Raw genomic sequence first — 21426 nt, 5'->3', positions numbered from 1 at the left:
GGTTCGGATAGGGAGCGCGCGCGGCAAAGCCCGATCAGGCGCGCGGGGCCTGGGCGTTGCCGGCGAAGGACGGATCGTAGCGTTCGCCCGCCGCCGCGCCGATGGCGAAAGCGGCGGCCAGTTCAGCCTCGTCCTCCGCGCTCAGCGTCACGGCGGCGGCGCCGACATTGTCTTCCAGATAGGCGATCCGCTTGGTGCCGGGAATCGGCACGACATCGCGCGCCAGCAGCCAGGCCAGCGCGACTTGCCCGGTCGAGCAGCCGCGTCGCCCGGCCACCGCGCTGACCACTTCGACCAGCCGGCGGTTGCGCGCGACATTTTCGCCACGGAAGCGCGGCGATGCCTGGCGGATGTCGTTGTGCGCGCCGACCTCGACTTTGGCATCGGTCAGGAAGCCGCGCCCGAGCGGCGAATAGGCGACAAAGCCGATGCCCAGTTCGCGGCAGGTCGGCAGCACTTCCAGTTCGGGCTCGCGCGTCCACAGCGAATATTCGGACTGGAGCGCGGCGATCGGATGCACCTTCTGCGCGCGGCGCAGCGTTTCGGGCCAGACTTCGGACAGGCCGATCGCGCGGATCTTGCCCTCCTCGACCAGCCGCGACAGCGCGCCCACCGTATCCTCGATCGGCACCGTGGGATCGGCGCGGTGGACGTAATAGAGATCGACACGATCGGTGCCGAGCCGGACCAGCGATTCCTCCAGGCACTGGCGCATATAGGCCGGGCTGTTGTCCACCGCCCGGTCATAGGTGCTGCCTTCGGGCCCATCGGGATCGCGCACGATGCCGAACTTGGTCGCCAGCACAACGCGATCGCGCCGCCCCTTCAGGAAGCGCCCGACCAGTTCCTCGTTATGGCCGCGGCCATAGGCGTTCGAAGTGTCATACAGCGTCACGCCCAGTTCCAGCGCCCGGTCCAGCGTGCGCAGCGACTGCGCGTCATCGCGCTCGCCATAGAATTCCGACATGCCCATGCAGCCAAGGCCGATGGCGGAACAGCGAATGCCGCTCTTGCCGAGATTGACGCTGTGCATTGATCCTCTCCGTTTTTTCGCCTGCTTTGGGCGACACGTTACCGCCGGCCGTGCGTGACGGCAAATTCATTCTTCATATCGAATTGAATTCTTCATGAGAAATGTTTAAAAGGCCCGCGACCGGGAAAGGAAGCCGCCATGACGCAAGCTGAGGCGATACTGTGGACCACGCATGTCGATTGCGCGGACATCCCCTGGATCACGGTCGCGCCGGGGTTGGAGCAGCGGGTGCTGCAGGCGCGCCCGGACGAGAACCTGATCGTCACCCAATCGCGCTATCAGCCGCACTTCACGCATGGCCTGCACCGGCACCTCGGCCCGATCCACGGCTATACGATCGCGGGCGCCTGGGGGCATGAGGATGGCCGCTATCCCTACCGCCCCGGCGTCTACCTTTACGAGCCGGCAGGCGTGGTCCACCGCTTCTTCAACGGGCCGGCGGTATCGCAGGCGATGTTCGTCACGTTCGGCGATATCGAGCTGCTCGATCCCGCGACGCGCGCGGTGATCCGGCGCGACGATGCGGCCGGCCAGGCGCGGCGCTATCTCGAAGGCTGCGAGGCCGCGGGGGTCGCCCGGCCGCCGATCCTGGGGTAGTCAGCCGGCCACCTCCACCGCCCGGATCGCGGCGGCCGCGCGGATATAGACGCGTCGCCCACCCAGCGCGAGCAGCAGCCCGGCCAGCGCCATGGCGATCAGCGTGGTCATCAGCGCCCGGCCCAGGCCATCGGCCCCGGTGAACACGTGATCGGACAAGGCGCCGACGATCACCGGGCCGATGCCGATCGAAACGCTGGTGTAAGTCGCGACGAACAGCGCCATCGCCACGCCGCGATTTTCCGGCGGGGTGATCTGCTGCACGCCCACCCAGCCCGGCGCGCTGCCGACCACCAGCATGAGCTGCAGCCCGGCATAGCCGGCGGCGGCGAGCGCAAGGCTGCCGGCCGCGCAGAACATCACCGTGGGCACCACCGCGATCGCCGAGGCGAGGCCGACCAGCACGATCGCCGCCCCTTCGACCCGGCGCGCTTCCAGCCAATCGAGCAGGCCGCCGCCAGTCAGAATGCCGATCGGCCCGACGACAAGGCTCAGCGTGCCCATCAGCCCGCCGGCCTGCGCGGCGTTGAGCCCATGTTCGCGCACGAACAGCGTCAGCGCCCAGGCCGAAAGCGCCCAGACCATCGTCGCCATCGCGGTGAACGCGCCATAGAGGTGCACATAGGCGCGCAAGCGCGGCTTCATGCTCACCAGTACCGAGCGGATCGACGGCCGCGCGGCCACGACCGCGCGCGTGGGCTCGCGAATGGTGAGCAGCAGCGGCACCAGCAGCAGGCCGGGCAGGCTGGCGATCAGGAACACCCCGCGCCAGGCCGACCAGTGATGGCCCATGAACGTCAGCCCGCCGGCGACCGTCAGCACGGTCAGCAGCGGCCCGCCCACCAGCAGCGCCACGGTCTTGCCCTGGTTGCCGCCCGCCGCGAACAGCGCGGTGGCGCGCGCCAGCATCGTCCGGGGCGCAAGCGTCGTGACCAGCGACATGCCCGCCGGCACCAGGCTCGCCTCGCCGATGCCGACCAGCATCCGCATCAGGAAAAAGCTCCAGAACCCCGTGACGAACGCGGTGGCGATCGTCGCCAGGGTCCAGAGCGCCAGCCCGGCGGCGATCAGCCGCTTGCGGCAGACACGATCGGCCAGCTGGCCGATCGGCAGGCCGACCACGCTGTAAAGCAGCGCGAACCCGGTGCCATAGATCAGCCCGAGCTGCGTATCGGTCAGCCGCAGCTCGCGCTCCACATCGTTCAGCACCACGCCCAGCAGATGCCGGTCGACCAGCGAGACCAGATGGGTCAGCGACAGGATCGCGGTGACATACCAGACATAGGCCAGGCGAGGCCGATGGCCCGCCAATGCCCCGTTCGCGTCCACCATGATCGCCTAGGCCCGGGCGGCGGCGATGGCGAACGCGTCCATCACCTCGCGGTGGCGCTCCCCCACCACGTCGCGGAATTCGGGATGGGTCAGCACGAACAGCCGGTCGGCCATCACCGCATCGCGGACCATGCGGCCCACGCCCAGCGCATCGATCGCGGTCGGCGCGCCGGCCAGCACTTCGGCCACCGGGCGCGGCGCCGAACCCTCGACCGCGGCGCGCAGCCGGCGCGAGGTTTCGGGCAGCGGGGTGGGCACATGGCCGGGGCACAGCACCGAAACGCCGATGCCGTGCGGTGCCAGTTCCAGCCGCAGCGTCTCGCTGAGCCCGACGACGCCGTGCTTGGCCGCGACATAGACGGCATGGCCGGCGCGGGCGCGCAGGCCCGAGATCGAGGCGGTGTTGACGATGTGGCCGCCTTCGCCCTGCGCCTTCATCACCGGCAGCACCGCACGCGCGCCATTGAACGTCGCGGTCAGGTTGGTGGCGATCACCAGATCCCACAAGTCCGGCGCGATCTGGTCCACTTCCCAGCCCACGGCGGTGATCCCGGCATTGTTGCACAGGACATGCACCGCGCCGAAGCGGTCCACCGCCCGGCCCACGGCATCGTCCCACGCCGCGCGGTCGGTGATGTCGAACGCGATGCCCAGCGCCGCCACGCCGCGCGTGGCAAGGTTCGCGACGGCGCGTTCCAGCCGTTCGCCGTCGATATCGCTGATGACGATGCGCATCCCGGCCTCGGCAAAGGCTTCCGCCATGCCGAAGCCAAGCCCCCCGGCGCCGCCGGTGATGAATGCGACCTTGCCGGCCAGATCCTGCATACCCTTCTCCTCTTGCCTGTTATGGGCGGCCGCGACGCCGCGCTTTTTCGCTGCCTCGGATGGTGACCGCGCGCCTCAGCCCGCCGGCCAGCGCGAGACCACGTCGGCCAGTTCCGGGCGCGGCCGCTCTTCCAGATCCTTCGACGGCGAGCCGACGAAGAGGAATCCGGCGATCTCCTCGCCCTCGGTGCCGCCCAGCGCTTCGAGCACAAGCGGGGAATAGGCCGCCCAGCCGGTGAGCCAGCCCGCGACATAGCCCAGCGCGATGGCCGCCAGCTCCAGGTTGAAGATCGCCGCGCCGATCGACAGCCGCTGTTCGCGCAGCGGAATCCGGCTTTCGGCCACAGGGCGTGAGATCGCGACGATCAGCAGCGGCGCCTGGCGGGCGAACTCGTCGTTGGCCTTGATTTCCAGCTTGCCCGCGTCGGGCCGCTCGGCCGCATAGGCGCGCGCGAGCAGATCGGCGAAGGCATCGCGATCCTCGATGATGACGAAGCGCCACGGGGCCAGCTTGCCGTGATCGGGCACGCGCGTGGCGATCCGCAGCATCCGCTCGGTCTCCTCGGCTGACGGGCCCGGCGCCACCATGTCGCGGGGCTTGCCGGACCGGCGCGTCTCAAGCAGCGTGAGCGGGGACGAAAGATCGTTGAGCATGGACTGTTTCCTTCAGGTCAGAACTTCGAGATCGGCGGGCACCAGCCCGCGTATGGCATCTTGCCGGCCGGCCGCCACCTTGTTGGCCCATTCGGCGTCGGCCAGCAGCGCCCGGCCCAGCGCGACAAGCGCGATCCGCTGATCGGCGACGATCTCCAGCAGGCGGTCGATCCCGGCGGTGGCGACAGTGGTGTTCTCGGCATTGCGCAAGGCCCGCGTCTCATGGATGCGATCGAGCCCGACGCTGCCGACCAGGATCGCCGGCTTGCCGGTGAGCCGCTGCGCCCAGGCGGCCAGCGTCAGGCCGGAGCCGGCAAAGGCGGGCTCCCAGAAACGTCGCGTGCTGGCGTGGAAGATATCGACGCCGGCCTGCGCCAGCGGGCGCAGGATCGCGCCCAGTTCCTCGGGCGTATCGGCGATCCGCGCGTCATAGGCGCCCGACTTCCATTGCGAGAAGCGGAAGACGATGGGAAAGTCCGGGCCGACCGCGCGGCGGATCGCGGCCACCGTCTCGACCGCGAAGCGCACCCGGTTCTCCACCGGGCCGCCATAGCGATCGGCGCGGGTATTGGTCTTGGTCCAGATGAAGCTGTCGAGCAGGTAGCCATGGGCGCCATGGATCTCGATTCCGTCGAAGCCCACGCTCCAGGCGTCGAGCGCGGCGCGGGCATAGGCATCGACCACGGCGGCGATATCGTCCTCGGTCATGCCCCTGACCACCGTTTCGCCCTGCTCGACGATGTCGACCGGGCCCATGCCGGGCACCGCGGGATCGGGCTCGATCCCGCACCGGCGCACATTGCCGACATGCCAGAGCTGGGGAATGATCGCCGCGCCTTCGGCATGGACCGCCTCGACCACGCGCGCCCAGCCGGCCAGCGCATCGGCACCGTAAAGGCGCGGCACGTCGGGATAGCCATTGGCGGCGGGGTGGTCGATCGTCGTGCCTTCGGTGACGATCAGGCCGATGCCGCCGCGCGCGCGCCGCGCGTAATAGGCGGCGACATCGGCGCCGGGCACGCCGCCGGGCGAATGGCGCCGCGTCATCGGCGCCATCACCAGCCGGTTGCGCAACTGCGTCCGGCCGAAGGGAAAGGCGGCGAAGAGCAGCGCCTGATTCGGCTCTGGCGGTGCACTGGCGGCTCCCATCGATCGGTTCTCCTTTCGTCGTTCATCCTCGACTCACGGGTTATCGCGAGTGACCGGATCAGGCAACTTCATTCCATGTCAGGAATTGACTTCTGTATAAAGAATTGTGAAACAGCATCAGGCGGAGCGCGAAACGGGCCCGTCATGACGCAAGGCGAGAGGAACCATGATCACTTACCCGGACTATCAGACGCGCTTCCCGCCAGAGCAATGGGCCCTGCCCACCGTGCTGGAGCACCAGGCGCGCACGATCCCGGACCACCCCTTCCTCTCGTGGACCGACGCGGGCACGCCGCGCAGCTTTGCCGAGACCAACCGCGAAGTGAACCGCATCGCGCATGGCCTGGCGGCATTGGGCATCGGCAAGGGCGATCTGGTCGGCCTGTTCCTGCCCAATTGCGTCGAATACGTGCTCGCCTGGTTCGCGCTGGCCAAGCTCGGCGCGGTCGAGGTGGCGATCTGCGACATGTACAAGGGCGCGTTCCTGGAACATCCGATCAACCTGGCCGGCGCGCGCATGGTGGTGACCACGCCCGAACTGCTGCCCCTGCTCGCCGAGATCGAGGCGGCCATCCCCACGGTGGAGCACATCATCGTCATTGCCGGCGCGGATCTGCCGGCGCCGAGCTTCGCGCGGATCACCACCAGCCGCTTCGCCGATCTTTACAGCGCGAACGACAGCAATCCCGGTATCGCCGTCAGCCCGCGCGATCTGGGCGCGGTGCTGCTCACCTCGGGCACGACGGGGCCCTCCAAGGGCGTGATGATGCCGCATTCGCAATTCTACTTCTTCGCCGAGGAGGACATCCAGATCCTGGGGCTGACCGGCGAGGATGTCTACATGACCGGCTTTCCGCTGTTTCATGGCAATGCCCAGTTCCTTACCGTCTATCCCTGCCTGATCGTCGGCGCGCATTGCGTGCTCTACCCCCGTTTCAGCGCCACCGACTTCATCGGCCGCGCCCGGCGATCGGGCGCGACCGTGACCAACCTGCTCGGCGCGACGATGGCCTTCATCCTTGCCCAGCCCGAAGCGGAAGGCGAGCGCGATCATCGCCTGCGCGCGATCTATGCCGCGCCGCTCTCGCCCGATCTGGGCGATCGCTTCGTCGCACGCTTCGGGCCGGTCGATTTCGTCGACGGCTTCGGCCAGACCGAGATCTCGATGCCGTTCATGACACCGCGCGGCGTGCCGCGCCCGGCCGGCGCCTCGGGCGTGCTCAATGCCCAGTGGTTCGACGTCCGCCTGATCGACCCGGATACCGGCCGCGATGTCGAACCGGGCAAGCCGGGCGAGCTGCTGGTGCGCAACAAGGCCGATGGCATCATGGCGATGGGCTATATCGGCATGGCCGAAAAGACGGTCGAGGCCTGGCGCGACTTGTGGTTCCACACCGGCGATTCGCTGAAGCGCGACGAGGACGGCTGGTACTATTTCGTCGGCCGGGTGAAGGACGCGCTGCGCCGGCGCGGCGAGAACATCTCGGCCTTCGAGGTCGAGGCGGTGGTGCGCGGCCATGCCGCGATCGCCGAATGCGCGGTGATCGGCGTGCGCGCCGACCAGGCGGCGGGCGAGGACGAAGTGAAGGCCTGCGTCGTCCTGGTCGAGGACGCCCAGCTCGATATCGAGGATCTGATCCGCTGGTGCGAAAAGCGGATGCCCGGCTTCATGGTGCCGCGCTATGTCGAGGTCTATGACCGGCTGCCGCAGACGCCGTCGGAAAAGGTCAAGAAGAACGAGTTGCGCGAAGCCGGGATCACGCCCGCCACCTGGGACCGCGTCGCCGCCGGGGTGATGCTGGCCGGGGAACGCAAGCCGCCCGTCACGGCCTGAACCGCACGATACCACAAGAGACCGATCGGGAGACGGAAACCTTGGGCTGGACACTATCGGACCTGCCGTTCTTCGACGCGCGTCACCGCGCGCTTGGCGAACGGCTGGCGGCCTTGCCGCCGCCCGCGCACCCCGAACCGCGGGGAGCCGAGGAGGTCGCGCGCCGCTCGCGCGAAAGCCTGCGCTGGATCGCCGGCAGCGGCCTGCTCGATATCGTCGTGCCCCGTGCCGATGCCTCGGGCGCGCGGCGGATCGACGTGCGGGCGCTGTGCCTGGTGCGCGAATTCTTCGGCTATCACGATCTGCTGGCCGATACGATGTTCACCATGCAGGGCATCGGCACCGCCGCGCTGTGGCTGGCGGGGACGGCGGCGCAGCAGCAGCGCTATCTCGATCGCTGCCGCGCGGGCGAAAGCATCGCCGCGCTGGCGCTGACCGAGCCGGAAGCGGGATCGGACGTCGCCGCCCTGGCCACCACCGCCCGCCGGGAAGGCGACCATTTCGTGATCGACGGGGCCAAGACGCTGATCACCAATGCGGGGATCGCCGATCACTACATCGTCATTGCCCGCACTGGCGAGGAACCGGGCGCGCGCGGCCTTTCCGCCTTCATGCTCGACGCCGGGACGCCGGGGCTCGAAGTCGGCGAGCCGATCGACCTGATCGCCCCCCATCCGCTGGGCAGCCTGCGGTTCGATGGCTGCCGGGTGCCGGCCGATGCCCTGATCGGCGCGCCGGGGCAAGGCTTCAAGGCGGCCATGGCGGTGTTCGACATCTTCCGCCCCTCGGTGGGCGCCGCCGGCGTCGGCGTCGCGCGCCGCGCGCTCGACGAAGCGCTGGGCCATGTGCGCCAGCGCGTGCTGTTCGGCAAGCCGATGGCGCGGCTCGAAGGCGTGCAGGCGCGCATCGCCGACATGGCGACCGATACCGAGACCGCCGCGCTGGCCGTCTACCGCGCCGCCTGGGCCAAGGACGTGACCGGCGGGCGCTGCTCGCGCGAAGCCTCGATGGCCAAGCTGGTCGGCAGCGAGGCGGCCCAGCGCGTGGTCGATGCGGCCGTGCAGCTGTTCGGCGGGCGCGGCATCACCAAGGGCTACATGGTCGAGCAACTCTACCGCGAGGTCCGGGGGATGCGCATCTACGAAGGCGCGTCCGAAGTGCAGCGCATGATCATCGCGCGCGATCTGCTGGCATGAGCGGCTTCCACCCGCTGCGCGACCGGACCGCGATCGTCGGCATCGGGGCGACGCCCTATTATCGCCGGGGCCAGTCCGCGCCGCGCACGATGATCGAGCTGGTCGGCGCCGCGATCATCGCCGCGATCGACGATGCGGGCCTGCGCATCGCGGATATCGATGGTTTCGCCTTCTATTCGGGCGGTTTCGACACCGGCCTGCTGATGGAGACGCTGGGCATCCCGGAAGTGACCTTCACCGCCTCGATCACCGGCGCGGGCGGCGGATCGGCCGGCGCGGTGGGGCTGGCAGCCTCGGCCATCGTCAGCGGCGCGGCGCGGACGGTGATCTGCGTCGGCGGGCTGCAGCAGATCGGCCAGCGCTTCGGTGCGATCACCGCCTCCTATGCCGCGACGCCGGAGACCGCGTTCTTCGCCTCGGCCGGGCTGATCGGGCCGGGGCACCTGTTCGCGCTGCTCGCCAGCCGGCACATGCACCTCTACGGCACCACGCGCGAGCACCTGGCCGCCGTCGCGCTCAACGCGCGCGCCAACGCCCTCGCCACGCCGCACGCGACGATGCACAGGCCGCTGACGCGCGAGGACTATTTCGCCGCGCCGATGATCGCCGAGCCGCATTGCCTGTTCGATTTCTGCCTGGAGAACGATGGCGCCATCGCCGCCGTCGTCACCAGTGCGGAGCGCGCGCGCGATCTGCGCCACCGGCCGATCCACGTCATGGCCGGAACCCACGGCGGCGCGCGCGAATGGGGCCGCTCGCTCTACTGGATGAACATGCCGGACGAGACCTTCGCCTCATCAGGCAATGCCGCGATCGCGCGCCGGCTCTATGCCATGGCGGGCATCGGCCCGGAGGACATCGACATCGCCCAGTTCTACGATCACTTCACCTCGCAAGTGATCATGCAGATCGAGGACTATGGCTTTTGCGCCAAAGGCGAAGGCGGGCCCTTCGCGGCCAGCGGCGCGATCGCGGTGGATGGCACGCTGCCGATCAACACCGACGGCGGCCAGCTTTCCGGCGGCTATATCTGGGGCATGACCCATATCCGCGAGGCGGTGGAGCAATTGCGCGGCACCGCCGCGAACCAGGTGGCCGGCGCCGAAGTGGCGCTGGTCACGGGCGGCCCTTCCACCCTGCCGGTCAGCGGCCTGATCCTGAGGAGATGACCGTGCCCGAGATCGCGCTCGCCCCGCCGACCGACCTGTTCCGGCTGGAGACCGACCGCTGGACCGCGCCGTTCTGGGAAGCGGCGGCGCAAGGCCGGCTGGCGGTGCCGCGCTGCGGCGCCTGCGGCACGTTTCGCCTGCCGCCCACGCCGTTCTGCCCGGCCTGCCGTTCGCAGGCGCTCGACTGGGTCACGCTGTCGGGGCGCGGCACGCTTTACGCCTTCACCGTGGTGCGCCGCGCCGGCCTGCCGGGGATGGAGGGGCATATCCCCTTCGTGCCCGCCGTGGTCGAACTGCCCGACGCGGACGGCGCGCGGCTGGTGACGAACATCGTCGATACCCCGATCGCCGAAATCCGTATCGGCATGTCGCTGGCGCTGGTCTGGCGCCGCACGGCCGACGGCACACAGGTTCCGCGCTTTTGCGCGGCGGACACCCATCATCTGACGGAGAGAGAGCCATGAACAGCAGCGAACAGATCCTGGTCGAAAAGAAAGACCACATCGCCTGGATCACCTTCAACCGCGAGGACCGCTTCAACGCCTTCGATTACGAGACGTTCGGCGCGCTACGCGATGCGGTGGAAGAGATCGGCTATGACCCGACGATCGGCGTGATCGTGCTGACCGGGGCCGGCGACAAGTCGTTCTGCGCGGGCGGCTATCTGGCCGATCTGCAGGATTTCGACATCGGCCAGGCGCGCAAGCTCTACAACATCTCGCAGGAGCTGTTCCAGACGATGCGCAAGGTGCCGCAGCCGATCATCGCGGCGGTGAACGGCTATGCGATCGGCGGCGGCAACGAGATCGTCATCTGTTCGGACCTTGCCATCGCGTCCGAGCACGCCAAGTTCGGGCAGACCGGCCCCAAGATCGGCTCATCGCCGATCTTCGGCGGCAACAACCTGCTGGCGATGTCGATCGGCGAGAAGCGCGCGCGCGAGGTCTGCATGTTGTGCCGCCAGTATACCGCGCAGCAAGCCTACGATCTGGGCTGGATCAACAAGGTGGTGCCGCACAGCGAGCTGAAGGCCGAAGTGCAGCGCTGGGCCGAGGAGATCCTGGCCAAGTCGCCCTCCTATATCGAGATCACCAAGATCTGCTCGAACGTCTGGTGGGACTCGCTCACGCCGACGATGGAACATGCCAAGCAGGGCATGTTGCGCCTCGCCGGCGGCCCGGAAATGACCGAGGGCGCCACCGCTTTCATGGAAAAGCGCGCGCCGGACTTCAACCAGTTCCGCAAATAGGCCGCGGCGGATGGGTTTCGCGCCCGATCGGGTGCGCGCCGCGCGGATCGAGACGCGCCAGGCTTACGACTGGCGCGACACGATCCTCTATGCGCTGGGCGTCGGCGTCGGGATGGGCGAAAGCGCGACCGACCCCGAGGCCCTGCGCCATGTCTACGAGGAGCGGCTCGAGGCCCTGCCGGCAATGGCGACGACGCTGGCCTATCCTTCACTGTGGCTGGCCGATCCGGTCTACGGGCTCGACTGGCGGCGGATCGTCAACGGCGCGCAGGCGCTGGCGGTCCACCGTCCACTGCCGGTCGCGGCGACGATCGCCAGCGTGCTGACGGTCGAGGGGATCGTGGACAAGGGGCTGGACGACAGCGGCGCCGGGCGCGGCGCGCTGGTCCATGCGGTGCGCCACTTGCATGATGCGGCAAGCGGCGATCATCTGGCCACCGTGCGGCAAGTGTTCTTCTGCCGGGGCGAAGGCGGCTTCGGTGGCGACGACCTGGCGCCGATCGCCGCGCGGCCCGTGCCCGGCCGTGCGCCCGACCGCCTCGTCACGATCCCGACGCGGCGCGAGGCCGCGCTGATCTTCCGCCTGTCGGGCGATCTCAATCCCCTGCACATCGACCCGCAAGTGGCCGCCGCCGCCGGTTTCCGCCGGCCGGTGCTGCACGGCCTCGCCACGTTCGGCCGGGCCGCCTATGCCGTCGGCGGCGGCGCGCTGACGCGGCTCGAAGCGCGCTATTCGGCGCCGGTGCTGCCGGGCGAGACGCTGCGCTGCGCGATCTGGGACCAGGGCGACGAGCGCGCCTTCCAGGTCATCAATCTCGACAGCGGCCGGATCGCACTGGATAACGGCTGGGCGGCCTGGCGGGAGCGTCTGGAAACGCGCGGATAGGCGCATTTCGTTGCGACACCAGCCCCGCTCTCCATGCGGCCGATAGGCGGATCAGGGAACCTGCCGGTCAGACGCTCCAGCCGCCGCAGACGAAAAGCGTCTGCCCCGTGGTGTACCCCGCATCGGGCGAGAGGAAATAGGCGACCGCCGCCGCGACCTCGGCCGGCTGGCCGGTGCGGTGCAGCGGTATGCGGTCCAGCAGCTTTGCCGTCTCGGGCGAATCGGCCGGGTTGTTCTGGCGGAACATCGCCGAATCGATCACGCCGGGCGCCACGGCGTTGACCGTGATGCCATGACCGCCCAGTTCCAGCGCCCATGACCGGGTGAGCGCTTCGACCGCCGCCTTGCTCGCCGCGTAGACCGCCGTGCGCTCGCGCCCCAGCAGGGCCCGGCTCGCCATGTTGACGATGCGCCCGGCGCCGCGCCGCTTCATTCCCGCGACCACGGCCTGCGTGCACTGGATCGTCGCCATGACGTTGAGTTCCATCATGTCGCGCGCGCCGGCCAGCGAGATATCCTCGATCGCCTTGCGATCGGCCTTGCCGGCATTGTTGACGAGGTTGTCGACCTCGTGCTCGGCCAGGATGCGGGCCAGGGTATCGGCGGTTTCCGCCTCGTCGGTCAGGTCGGCGGCATAGAAGCTGCCGGCGAAGCCCTCAGGCCGGCCGCGCGCCAGCCCGATCACATGGTGGCCGCGCCGGGCCAGATAATCGCAGATCACCGTGCCGATCCCGCGGCTTGCTCCGGTGACGATGGTTGTCGGCATGATCCCCTCGCTGTGCTCGCTGCCTCTTCAGGGCAGGCGACCAGCCTAGCGCGGCCCGATCGCCAACACCAGCGTTGTTCTTTATGGAGAACAAAATTTTATATCAGAAACCTTATCTCAGTAGATGGTCCGCGACAGCTCGCGTCCCAGCGCGGTCAGGCTCTCACCCATGCGCACGATCTTGTCGTCGCCGTACTGGCCCAGGAACATGAAGGCGACGGCGGTGAAGGCGATCCGGCCGCCCGGCTCATAGACCGGGGCGGCAACGGTCTGGATGCCGGCGGCGAAATTGCCCCGGTCTGTCGCCCAGCCCACTTCGGTCGCGCGCTCGGCCTCTTCCCAGAAGGTCTCGAAGCTCAGCGGGCTGGCCCAGCGCAGCGACTTGAACTCTTTCTGCACTTGCCGCTTGGTCAGGCCAAGGTGCGTCGCCACCACCCGGCCGCTCGATCCCAGCAGCACGGGCAGGCGCTGCCCCTCGCGCATCACGATGCTGAGCGCGCTGGAACTGTGCTCGACGATGGTCAGCACCATGCGGTCGCTGCCCACGCGCCGCCACAGCGCCATCGTCACGCCGAATTCCTCCGCGAAATCGTGCAGCAAGGGCCGCGCCGCGCTCAGCCGCTCGCCCTGCTGCAGCGCGGTGCCGGCCAGCTTGCCCAGTTCCAGCCCGATGCCATAAGTCTTGGCGACATTGTCGAAGCTCACCATCCCTTCATGCGCCAGCGTGCGCAGGATGTTGAAGCAGGTGCTGGCATTGATCCCCAGGTGACGGGCGATCTGCGTGCTCGTCGCCGGCCGGCCCTCGGCGGCGAGGAAGCGCAGGATATTGATCGCGTTGCTCACCGGCTTGACCAGCGTCTTGACCTCGACTCGCCGAGCATCCGCCACTGTCGCGGCCCTGGCCTTGCGCGGTTCCCGCGCGGCGTTGCGCGTCACGCCTTTCGTCTCTCCGGCCGTGCTCATTCGACGAATCTCCGATCGCTGCCACGCCCCGCGCGGCCCGTGCGACGCGCCATTATTCCGAATGCCATTCCAATATCAATCACGCCGCGCGCCCGCGCGGGCAAAATTCCTTATTGACAACCTACTCATTTATTGTTGAGTATGCACTCAACAATAGAATGACGTTCGGGAGAGAGAACCAGGACGCGCCATGGCGCGCCCCTCCGCCCGCAACGCCGGGATGCGCAACAACGCGAGGTGGAGATGACTTTCGATACGATCCTGAGCAGGGGCACGCTCGTCGACGGGACCGGGACGCCCGGCCGTACCGAGGATATCGGCATCCAGAACGACCAGATCACCGCCATCGGCGACCTGTCCGGCGCCAGCGCCGCCGAAGTGGTCGATTGCACCGGCCGGATCGTCTCGCCCGGCTTCATCGACATCCACACGCATTACGATCCGCAGATCCTGTGGGACCCGGAACTGACGCCTTCGAGCTGGTTCGGCGTGACCACGGCGATCGTGGGCAATTGCGGCTTCACCATCGCGCCGATGCGCCCTTCGCGGCGCGAAACCTGCATCGAGATCCTCGGCAATGTCGAGGCGATGTCGGTCGACGCGCTGCATGAGGGGATTTCGTGGGAGTTCGAAAGCTTCGGCGAATATCTCGGCGCCATCGAAAAGCGCGGCCCGGCGCTGAACATCGGCGCCTTCGTGGGCCACACCGCGTTGCGCCTCTATGGGATGGACGACCCCCAGCGCGAGGCGAGCGATGACGAGGTGCGCGCGATGCGCGCCCAACTCGATGCGGCGATGGCCGATGGCGCCTGGGGCTTTTCCACCTCGAAGTCGCCCGCGCATGTCGGATCGAGCGGCCAGCCGGTGCCGAGCCGGATGGCCACCACCGACGAGATCCTCAAGCTGGGCGACGTGCTCGGCAGCGCGCGCGCGGGCGTGATCCAGGGGGTCTCGGGCCCCGGCCTCTCGATCGAGGATCTGGGCAAGCTGGCGCGCGACACCGGCCGCCCGGTGACATGGTGCTCGCTCCACCAGGGCGTCGATGGCGGCAAGCACTGGGAATATTCCGAAAGGACCGACCGGCAGCGGGCCGAGGGCGCGGACTTGTGGGCGCAGATGGGCTGCCTGCCGATCGTCAGCCAGTTCACGCTCGACTATCCCTATGTGCTGAACTCGGTCCCCGCGTTCGGCGCGATCTCCGGGCTGCCGCGCGCCGAGCGCATCGCCAGGCTGGGCGACCCCGCCTGGCAGCACGAGGCGCGCCGGCAAGTCGAGGAGAACATCGCCGGCCTGACCTACCAGATCCGCTGGGACCGCATGAGCGTGGCCGAAAGCACCGCGCATCCGGAGCTGCAAGGCATGACGATCGCCGAGATCGCGGGAGCGGGATCGCCGCTGCAGGCCATGTTCGAGATCGCCCGTGACGATGATTTCGCCACGCGCTTCAAGCTGATCATGTTCAACTACGATCAGGACGAGGTCGCCCGCCTGCTCGATCGCGATTCGACGATCCTGGGGCTGGGCGATGGCGGTGCCCATGCCAACCAGCTTTGCGACAGCTCCTTCCCGCTCCACCTGCTGGGCAGCTTCGTGCGCGAACGGGGCGATTTCCCGATCGAGAAAGCGGTCTGGCGGCTGACCGGCCATCCCGCCAAGGTCTTCGGCATCGCCCGGCGCGGCACGATCAAGCCCGGCCATTTCGCCGACATCTGCGTGTTCGATGCCGCCACCGTCGGCGAGACGCCCAGCACCCGCGTGTTCGATTTCCCGGCCGGCGCCGATCGCCTGATCAAGCGGCCCAGGGGGATCGACCACGTGATGGTGAACGGCGCCTTCATCCGCCGCGACGGCCAGAACATCGAAGGCACTCGCGCGGGCCGCCTGCTGCGCCCCTGACCCCCGTTTTTGCACAAGAGAACATACGTCCAAGGAGAAGACCCATGACCACCGGCTACATTGATTTCGACACCCACCTCTACGAACCGATCTCGGTCTGGAAGGACTATATCGACCCCAAGTTCCGCGACCGCGCGCCCGAATGGATCGAAAAGGACGGCAAGCTGATGCTGAACCTTGACGAGAAGCTGTTCCCCACCGCGCCCGGCCACGGCGGCTATGCCAAGATCTATGCCGAGGACGCGAAAGTCGATCGCAGCGGCAACGATCCGGTCAGCCGGCTCGGCTACATGGACGGCAAGGGCGGTGCCGACGTGCAAGTGATCTATCCCACGCTCGGCCTTGCCGGTTTTCCCAACTCGGTGCGCGATGCCGATCTCGCCGCCGCCTTCGCCCGCGCCTACAACCGCTATATCAGCGAATTCACCGCGACCGACCGCCGCCGCCTGAAGGGCACGATGCTGCTGCCCGCCAACCACCCCGAAGCGGCGGCCGAGGAAATGCGCTGGGCGCACAAGCACGCGGGGCTGAACCTGGCGGTGCTGACCCCCACCCCGCCCAACGACGTGCCGTGGAGCGCGCTGGAATACGATCCCATGTGGCAGGCCGCCGACGAACTGGGCATCACCGTGCTGTTCCACGAGACGACCGCCGGCTGCCCGTCCAACGCGATCGGCATCCATCGCTATCGCGCGAACTGGCCGATGCTCTATCTGTGCACCCACGTGCTCGAGGCGCAGCTCGCCTTCGCCGACATGATCCTGGGCGGCACGCTGGCCAAGTATCCAAACCTGCGCGTGGGCGCGGCCGAGGCGCATGTCCACTGGCTGCCCGGCTGGCTCGCGCTGATGGACCAGAACTTCGGCATGGGCACCAATATCTACAAGGACCAGTCCCTGTCCGAGCGCGAGCTGAAGATGAAGCCCAGCGAATACTTCCGCCGCCAGTGCGTGCTGGCCGCCTTTCCCGAAGACACGATGATCGCCGAAGCCATGGCCGCCGCGCCGGAATCGATCGTGATCTGTTCCGACTGGCCGCACCCGATCGCCGAGGAAGCCGCCGCCAACGGCATCCAGGCGATCGAGACGCGCGACGAGCTGACCGCCGCGCAGAAGCAGGCGCTGCTGGTCGGTAACGCGCAGCGTTTCCTCTAGGGACCATCAGGGCGCGGGCGCATCGCCGCCCGCGCCCGCCTTTTTCCCATGATCGACGAGGCTGCCCCCATCGCGGCGAGCGGCGGTCCCGCGCCGCTGCTCGCGCCGCTGCGCAACCGCCTGTTCGGCGCGCTGCTGGCCGCCAACCTGATCGCCAGCCTGGGCGCGGTGATCCAGTCGGTAAGCGCGTCCTGGCTGATGACCTCGCTCACCCATGCGCCGGGCATGATCGCGCTGGTGCAGACCGCCACGCTCCTGCCGCTGATGCTGTTCTCGCTGGCGACCGGCGCGGCGGCCGACGTGTTCGACGCGCGGCGGGTGATGCTTTGCGCGCAGCTCTTCATGGCGGCCGTCTCGGCGGCGCTGGTCGTGCTGCACGGGCAAGGCTGGGTCACGCCCTGGCTGCTGCTGGGCGCGACTTTCCTGCTCGGCATCGGCACCGCGCTGCACCAGCCCGCCTGGCAAGCCTCGATCGGCAAGCATGTGCCGCCGGCCGACCGCGCGGCGGCAGTCACCCTGTCCACCATCAGCTCGCAAGTCGCCCGCAGCGCCGGGCCGGCGCTGGGCGGCGTCGTGGTTTCGCTCGGCGGCCCGGCTCTCGGCTTTCTCGTCAATGCCGCGTCTTACCTGGGGCTTGTCGCGCTGCTGCTGCGCCAGCGCCCGCGCAGCGAGGCGGGCGTTCATCGCCAGCATTTCGCCACCGCCATCCGCTCCGGCGTGCAATATGCCGCCGCATCGCCGTCGCTGCGCGCCGTCCTGCCGCGCGCCGCCGCCTTCGGGCTTTGCGCGGGCGCGGTCTGGGGCCTGATGCCGCTGATCGCGCGCGATCTGATCGGCGGCGGCCCGGTGGTCTATGGCCTGCTGCTCGGCGCCTTCGGCCTCGGCTCGGTGACGAGCGGCGCTTTCGCCCCGCGCATCCGCCACCGCCTCACCGTCGAGGCGATCGTCCGCCTGGGCACCCTGGGGTTCGGCGCGGCATCGCTGCTGGCCGCGGGCATCGCCGCGCTCCTGCCCGCGCTGGCGCTGATGCTGGTCGCGGGCGCGGCCTGGGTGACGGCGCTGGCGACGATGAACGTCGCCGTGCACGCCGCGACGCCGCGCTGGGTCATGGGCCGGGCATTCGCTGCCTACCAGATGGCGCTGTTCGGCGGGCTGGCGACGGGCGCCTGGTTCTGGGGCGCGGTGGCCGACGCGGCCGGGCTGCGCTGGGCGCTGGCGGCGGCGGGCGCGGCCATGCTGGCAACGCTGCTGCTCGGCCTGCGATGGCCGATCACGGTCGCGGTCGATGCCGAGACGCACAGCGCCGGCGCGTCGGCCGATCCGCCGGTGCGCGTGTCGATCGCGCCGGACAGCGGCCCGGTGACGGTGATGATCGACTACGAGATCCCGCCCGAACGGGTCGACGCCTTTCTCGAAGCCATGGCCGAGCGCGAGCATATCCGCCGCCGCGACGGCGCGCGGCGCTGGGCGCTCCAGCAGGATCTGGCCGATCCCCGCCGCTGGGTGGAGCGGTTCGACAGCCCTCGCTGGAGCGAATACCTGCACTATCGCGGCCGCGCGACCACGGCCGACCAGCAGGCCGAAGCGCGCGTGCGGGCCCTGCACGCGGGCGACGAGCCGCCGCGCGTGCGCCGCTTCGTCCGCCGCCAGCCATCAGCACCGCGCCACGCCACGACGAGTGCTGACGCGCTCGGTTCCCACCCATCCTCGCGCGACGAAACCGCCGCCAGGGGCTGAAGCCGCGCTCTTCCCATCTCCCTTCATCCAGGCCATTTTCGATGCAGACCGCCCCGCCCCTTCCCCATTTCGATGAGCAGGCCCTGCGCGCCGACGTGCGCCAGTTCCTCGCCGATGAACGCGCGCGCGGCACCCTGCCGCGCTATGGCCATGCCTGGACGCATCACGACCGCGCCTTCTCCCGGCGCTGCGCGACGCACGGCTATGTGGCGATGACCTGGCCGCGCGCGCATGGCGGCTATGCCCGTTCCGCCGCCGAACGCTTCGTGGTCTGCGAGGAACTGCTCGCGGCCGGCGCGCCGCTTGGCGCGCACTGGATCGCCGACCGCCAGACCGGCCCGCAGATCCTGCGCCACGGCCGCGAGGCGGTGCAACGCGCGGTGCTGCCCGGCATCGCCGCCGGCGAGATCACGTGCGCGATCGGCATGAGCGAGCCCGACGCCGGCTCCGACCTTGCCGCCGTGCGCACGCGGGCGGAAAAGGTCGCGGGCGGCTGGCGGCTCGACGGGCGCAAGATCTGGACGACCAACGCACAGAACGCCGACTATATCGTCGTGCTGTGCCGCACCGATCCGCCCGAGGGCAAGGCGCGGCAAGCGGGCCTCTCGCAGCTGGTGGTTGACATGCGCGCCGCCGGGGTCAGCGTGCGGCCGCTCATGACGCTGCCGGGCACGCGCGAATTCAACGAAGTGCTGTTCGATGCGGTGTTCGTGCCGGACGACTGGCTGCTGGGCGAACGCGGCGCGGGCTGGCGGCTCGTGACGGAGGAACTGGCCTTCGAACGCAGCGGGCCGGACCGCTACCTCAGCAGCTTCGGCGTGCTGCGCGCGGCGCTCGATGCCCTGGGCCCCGCGCCCGACCGGGGCATGGCCCGGGCGATCGGCCGGATCGTCGCGCGCCTCGCGGCCGTGCGCGCCTTGTCGGTGGAAATTGCCGGGCTGCTCGATGCCGGCGCCTCGCCGCGCACCGAAGCCTCGATGATGAAGGAGCTGGGCACCACGCTGGAACAGGACATCGTCGAGCTGGCGCGCGAAGCCATCGCGCTGCGCCCCGGCCGGGGCACGGGCGCGATCGGCGAGGCGCTGGCCACGGCGATCCTTTCGGCTCCCTCGTTCAGCCTGCGCGGCGGCACGCGCGAGATCCTGCAAGGCATCGTCGCCCGGGAGCTGCTGCGATGAACGGCGATATCGCGCGATTGCTGCACGACAGCGCCGAACGCCTCGTCTCGCGCCTCGCGCCGGTGCCCGCGACCGACGCGGCCTGGGCCGAACGCTTGCCCGAACTCGACGCGGCGATCGCGGAAGCCGGGCTGCCGCTCGCGCTGGTGCCCGAGGCGCAGGGCGGGCTGGGGCTGGGCTGGGCCGAAGTCGCCGTATTGCCCCGACTCTGGGGCCGGCGCGCGGTGCCCCGGCCGATCATCGAGCCGCTGCTGGCCGCGCGGATCGTCCACGCCTGCGGGCTCGATCCGCAATGGCTGGGCGCGAGCGTCGCGGCTGAAGCCGATGGCCGGATCGACGCCGCCTGGTGGCCGGGCACTACCGGCCTGCTGGTGGTGGATCAGGCCGGGGTGCGCGGCTTTTCCGCCGTCGTGCCCAATGGCGCGGACCTGACCGGCCAGCCCCGCGCCTGCCCCGCCGGCACCGCGCCGGCCGTCGCCGCCGGGATGGCCGGCACCGCCGAACTGCTGGCCGGCGCACGGCTGCTGACGGTCGCGGCCATGCTCGGCGCGATGGAACAGGCGCGTGATCTCGCGCTCGATTATGCTCGCGTGCGCACCCAGTTCGGCAAACCGCTCGGCCAGTTCCAGGCGGTCCAACGCCTACTCACGCAAGCCGCATCCGAAGTGGAAGCCGTGCGCGCCATGCTCGCCGCCGCGCTCGACGCGCTGGACGCGAGCGATTGCCCGGAGTGGCTGGCGGCCGGCACCAAGGCCCGCGCCGGACAGGCGGCGACGGTGGTGGCCACGCACGCGCATCAGGTGCTGGGCGCGATCGGCTTTACCGAAGAGCACGAACTCCACCGCTCCACCCGGCGCCTGTGGTGCTGGCGCGACGATTGGGGGCGCGAGGCGGCCTGTGCCGAAGCGGTGGGTATCGCCGTGGCCCAGGCCGGCGGCGACGGGCTCTGGCCGCTGCTGACTGATCGACACCGCGAACGAAAGGACATCGCATGACCACCCCCCTGCTGACCGAACGCCATGGCCCGGTGACGCTGCTCACGCTGAGCGCGCCCATGCTGCGCAACGCGCTGTCGGACGCGATGATGCTGGCGCTGGCCGATGCGCTGCGCGAGGCCGACGCCGATCCAGCGGTCTGCTGCGTGGTGCTGACCGGCGATCCGGCGGGCAAGGCATTCAGCTCGGGCGGAAACCTGCGCGAGATGACCGAAGGCGCCAGCCGCATGTTCGATCCGGCGCCGGTGGTGGCGCAGGAAGGCTATCGCAGCCTCGTCCAGCAGATTCCACTGGCCTTCGAGGCGATCGACGTGCCGGTGATCGCGGCAGTGAACGGGCCGGCGATCGGCGCGGGGCTGGACATCACGACGATGTGCGACATCCGCCTCGCCTCTCCCGCCGCGCGTTTCGCCGAAAGCTTCGTCAAGGTCGGGCTGGTCTCGGGAGACGGCGGCGCCTGGTTCCTCCAGCGCGCGATCGGCTATGGCCGGGCGATCGAGCTGGCGCTCACTGCCGAGATGTTCGATGCCGATCAGGCACAGGCGATCGGACTGGTCTCACGCGTGGTGCCGGCCGAGGAACTCGTGCCCGAAGCGCTGGCGCTGGGCGCGCGCATCGCCGCCAACCCGCGCGAGGCGGTGCGGCTGACCAAGCGCCTGTTCCGCCACGGACGATCGGCGACGCTGCAGCAAAGCCTCGATCACGGCGCGGCCCTGCAGGCGATCGCCCAGACCACCGCCGACCATCGCGAGGCGGTGGCCGCGATGCTGGAAAAGCGCCCGCCGCGCCTGACCGGGCGCTGAGGCGGCGCCC

General features: G+C 69.5%; 20 protein-coding genes. 13 read left to right on the top strand and 7 right to left on the bottom strand.

What is annotated here, in order from left to right; all coding sequences use genetic code 11:
• Positions 1-34 precede the first annotated feature (34 nt).
• The gene (locus PYV00_RS22865) at positions 35-1033 is read right to left on the bottom strand and encodes an aldo/keto reductase (protein WP_275230644.1); all 999 of its coding nucleotides are present in this window, start codon (positions 1031-1033) and stop codon (positions 35-37) included.
• 138 nt (positions 1034-1171) lie between these two features.
• On the opposite strand from PYV00_RS22865, the gene PYV00_RS22860 reads away from it, so the two are divergent.
• Positions 1172-1630 carry a cupin domain-containing protein gene (locus PYV00_RS22860; RefSeq protein ID WP_275230643.1) on the top strand — a complete coding sequence of 153 codons (459 nt, stop codon included), beginning with the start codon at positions 1172-1174 and terminating at the stop codon, positions 1628-1630.
• Here PYV00_RS22860 and PYV00_RS22855 read toward each other — a convergent pair whose 3' ends face one another.
• The 4 genes from PYV00_RS22855 to PYV00_RS22840 all read right to left on the bottom strand — a co-directional run bounded on the left by PYV00_RS22855 (position 1631) and on the right by PYV00_RS22840 (position 5590).
• Positions 1631-2962, bottom strand: coding sequence for an MFS transporter (locus PYV00_RS22855; protein ID WP_275230642.1), 1332 nt, complete (start codon positions 2960-2962; stop codon positions 1631-1633). It lies immediately after the preceding gene.
• A 6-nt stretch (positions 2963-2968) separates the two neighbouring features.
• Positions 2969-3787 (bottom strand): SDR family oxidoreductase, encoded by an 819-nt coding sequence (locus PYV00_RS22850; RefSeq protein WP_275230641.1) that lies wholly within the window; start codon positions 3785-3787, stop codon positions 2969-2971.
• 75 nt (positions 3788-3862) lie between these two features.
• Positions 3863-4441 (bottom strand): nitroreductase family protein, encoded by a 579-nt coding sequence (locus tag PYV00_RS22845; RefSeq protein WP_275230640.1) that lies wholly within the window; start codon positions 4439-4441, stop codon positions 3863-3865.
• Positions 4442-4453: 12 nt separating this feature from the next.
• Positions 4454-5590: an NADH:flavin oxidoreductase gene (locus PYV00_RS22840; RefSeq protein ID WP_275230638.1), complete on the bottom strand. Its 1137-nt coding sequence runs from the start codon at positions 5588-5590 to the stop codon at positions 4454-4456.
• Positions 5591-5756: 166 nt separating this feature from the next.
• Here PYV00_RS22840 and PYV00_RS22835 point away from each other — a divergent pair, with 166 nt between their 5' ends.
• The 6 genes from PYV00_RS22835 to PYV00_RS22810 are packed head-to-tail and all read left to right on the top strand — an operon-like array spanning position 5757 to position 11924.
• Positions 5757-7424, top strand: coding sequence for an AMP-binding protein (locus PYV00_RS22835; protein WP_275230637.1), 1668 nt, complete (start codon positions 5757-5759; stop codon positions 7422-7424).
• Positions 7425-7465: 41 nt separating this feature from the next.
• Positions 7466-8620 (top strand): acyl-CoA dehydrogenase family protein, encoded by a 1155-nt coding sequence (locus tag PYV00_RS22830; RefSeq protein ID WP_275230636.1) that lies wholly within the window; start codon positions 7466-7468, stop codon positions 8618-8620.
• A complete protein-coding gene (locus tag PYV00_RS22825; protein WP_275230635.1) occupies positions 8617-9789 on the top strand; it encodes a thiolase C-terminal domain-containing protein in 1173 nt (390 codons plus the stop codon). The genes PYV00_RS22830 and PYV00_RS22825 overlap by 4 nt, the downstream gene beginning before the upstream one ends.
• Before the next feature lie 2 nt (positions 9790-9791).
• Positions 9792-10253, top strand: a complete 462-nt coding sequence (locus tag PYV00_RS22820) for a Zn-ribbon domain-containing OB-fold protein (RefSeq protein ID WP_275230634.1) — start codon at positions 9792-9794, stop codon at positions 10251-10253.
• Positions 10250-11038 (top strand): enoyl-CoA hydratase-related protein, encoded by a 789-nt coding sequence (locus PYV00_RS22815; protein ID WP_275230633.1) that lies wholly within the window; start codon positions 10250-10252, stop codon positions 11036-11038. Before PYV00_RS22820 ends, PYV00_RS22815 begins: the two co-directional genes overlap by 4 nt.
• A 10-nt stretch (positions 11039-11048) precedes the next feature.
• Positions 11049-11924: a MaoC/PaaZ C-terminal domain-containing protein gene (locus tag PYV00_RS22810; protein ID WP_275230632.1), complete on the top strand. Its 876-nt coding sequence runs from the start codon at positions 11049-11051 to the stop codon at positions 11922-11924.
• 67 nt (positions 11925-11991) lie between these two features.
• Here the strand turns inward: PYV00_RS22810 and PYV00_RS22805 are convergent, their stop codons facing one another.
• Positions 11992-12690: an SDR family oxidoreductase gene (locus tag PYV00_RS22805; protein WP_275230631.1), complete on the bottom strand. Its 699-nt coding sequence runs from the start codon at positions 12688-12690 to the stop codon at positions 11992-11994.
• A 117-nt stretch (positions 12691-12807) separates the two neighbouring features.
• A complete protein-coding gene (locus PYV00_RS22800) occupies positions 12808-13653 on the bottom strand; it encodes an IclR family transcriptional regulator (protein WP_275230630.1) in 846 nt (281 codons plus the stop codon).
• Positions 13654-13896: 243 nt separating this feature from the next.
• On the opposite strand from PYV00_RS22800, the gene PYV00_RS22795 reads away from it, so the two are divergent.
• The 6 genes from PYV00_RS22795 to PYV00_RS22770 are packed head-to-tail and all read left to right on the top strand — an operon-like array spanning position 13897 to position 21416.
• Entirely contained in the window at positions 13897-15549 is a 1653-nt protein-coding gene (locus PYV00_RS22795; RefSeq protein ID WP_275230629.1) for an N-acyl-D-amino-acid deacylase family protein, read from the top strand.
• A 44-nt stretch (positions 15550-15593) separates the two neighbouring features.
• Positions 15594-16703 carry an amidohydrolase family protein gene (locus PYV00_RS22790; RefSeq protein ID WP_275230628.1) on the top strand — a complete coding sequence of 370 codons (1110 nt, stop codon included), beginning with the start codon at positions 15594-15596 and terminating at the stop codon, positions 16701-16703.
• A 48-nt stretch (positions 16704-16751) separates the two neighbouring features.
• Entirely contained in the window at positions 16752-18440 is a 1689-nt protein-coding gene (locus PYV00_RS22785; protein ID WP_275230627.1) for an MFS transporter, read from the top strand.
• Positions 18441-18481: 41 nt separating this feature from the next.
• On the top strand, positions 18482-19618 hold the full coding sequence (locus PYV00_RS22780) for an acyl-CoA dehydrogenase family protein (protein WP_275230626.1): 1137 nt from the start codon (positions 18482-18484) through the stop codon (positions 19616-19618).
• A complete protein-coding gene (locus tag PYV00_RS22775) occupies positions 19615-20613 on the top strand; it encodes an acyl-CoA dehydrogenase family protein (RefSeq protein WP_275230625.1) in 999 nt (332 codons plus the stop codon). Before PYV00_RS22780 ends, PYV00_RS22775 begins: the two co-directional genes overlap by 4 nt.
• Positions 20610-21416, top strand: a complete 807-nt coding sequence (locus tag PYV00_RS22770; RefSeq protein ID WP_275230624.1) for an enoyl-CoA hydratase-related protein — start codon at positions 20610-20612, stop codon at positions 21414-21416. Before PYV00_RS22775 ends, PYV00_RS22770 begins: the two co-directional genes overlap by 4 nt.
• Positions 21417-21426: the final 10 nt, after the last annotated feature.

This window comes from Novosphingobium album (ex Liu et al. 2023) (assembly GCF_029076845.1).
Lineage (GTDB): Bacteria > Pseudomonadota > Alphaproteobacteria > Sphingomonadales > Sphingomonadaceae > Novosphingobium.
The sequence above is the reverse complement of the archived record's forward strand: the minus strand, read 5'-3'. Positions and strand labels throughout refer to the sequence as shown.

Bases quoted from the DNA above. Each gene is read 5' to 3' on its own strand.
- PYV00_RS22865 (WP_275230644.1), bottom strand. From the start codon at position 1,033: ATGCACAGCGTCAATCTCGGCAAGAGCGGCATTCGCTGTTCCGCCATC.
- PYV00_RS22860 (WP_275230643.1), top strand. From the start codon at position 1,172: ATGACGCAAGCTGAGGCGATACTGTGGACCACGCATGTCGATTGCGCG.
- PYV00_RS22855 (WP_275230642.1), bottom strand. From the start codon at position 2,962: ATGGTGGACGCGAACGGGGCATTGGCGGGCCATCGGCCTCGCCTGGCC.
- PYV00_RS22850 (WP_275230641.1), bottom strand. From the start codon at position 3,787: ATGCAGGATCTGGCCGGCAAGGTCGCATTCATCACCGGCGGCGCCGGG.
- PYV00_RS22845 (WP_275230640.1), bottom strand. From the start codon at position 4,441: ATGCTCAACGATCTTTCGTCCCCGCTCACGCTGCTTGAGACGCGCCGG.
- PYV00_RS22840 (WP_275230638.1), bottom strand. From the start codon at position 5,590: ATGGGAGCCGCCAGTGCACCGCCAGAGCCGAATCAGGCGCTGCTCTTC.
- PYV00_RS22835 (WP_275230637.1), top strand. From the start codon at position 5,757: ATGATCACTTACCCGGACTATCAGACGCGCTTCCCGCCAGAGCAATGG.
- PYV00_RS22825 (WP_275230635.1), top strand. From the start codon at position 8,617: ATGAGCGGCTTCCACCCGCTGCGCGACCGGACCGCGATCGTCGGCATC.
- PYV00_RS22815 (WP_275230633.1), top strand. From the start codon at position 10,250: ATGAACAGCAGCGAACAGATCCTGGTCGAAAAGAAAGACCACATCGCC.
- PYV00_RS22810 (WP_275230632.1), top strand. From the start codon at position 11,049: ATGGGTTTCGCGCCCGATCGGGTGCGCGCCGCGCGGATCGAGACGCGC.
- PYV00_RS22805 (WP_275230631.1), bottom strand. From the start codon at position 12,690: ATGCCGACAACCATCGTCACCGGAGCAAGCCGCGGGATCGGCACGGTG.
- PYV00_RS22800 (WP_275230630.1), bottom strand. From the start codon at position 13,653: ATGAGCACGGCCGGAGAGACGAAAGGCGTGACGCGCAACGCCGCGCGG.
- PYV00_RS22795 (WP_275230629.1), top strand. From the start codon at position 13,897: ATGACTTTCGATACGATCCTGAGCAGGGGCACGCTCGTCGACGGGACC.
- PYV00_RS22790 (WP_275230628.1), top strand. From the start codon at position 15,594: ATGACCACCGGCTACATTGATTTCGACACCCACCTCTACGAACCGATC.
- PYV00_RS22785 (WP_275230627.1), top strand. From the start codon at position 16,752: ATGATCGACGAGGCTGCCCCCATCGCGGCGAGCGGCGGTCCCGCGCCG.
- PYV00_RS22780 (WP_275230626.1), top strand. From the start codon at position 18,482: ATGCAGACCGCCCCGCCCCTTCCCCATTTCGATGAGCAGGCCCTGCGC.
- PYV00_RS22775 (WP_275230625.1), top strand. From the start codon at position 19,615: ATGAACGGCGATATCGCGCGATTGCTGCACGACAGCGCCGAACGCCTC.
- PYV00_RS22770 (WP_275230624.1), top strand. From the start codon at position 20,610: ATGACCACCCCCCTGCTGACCGAACGCCATGGCCCGGTGACGCTGCTC.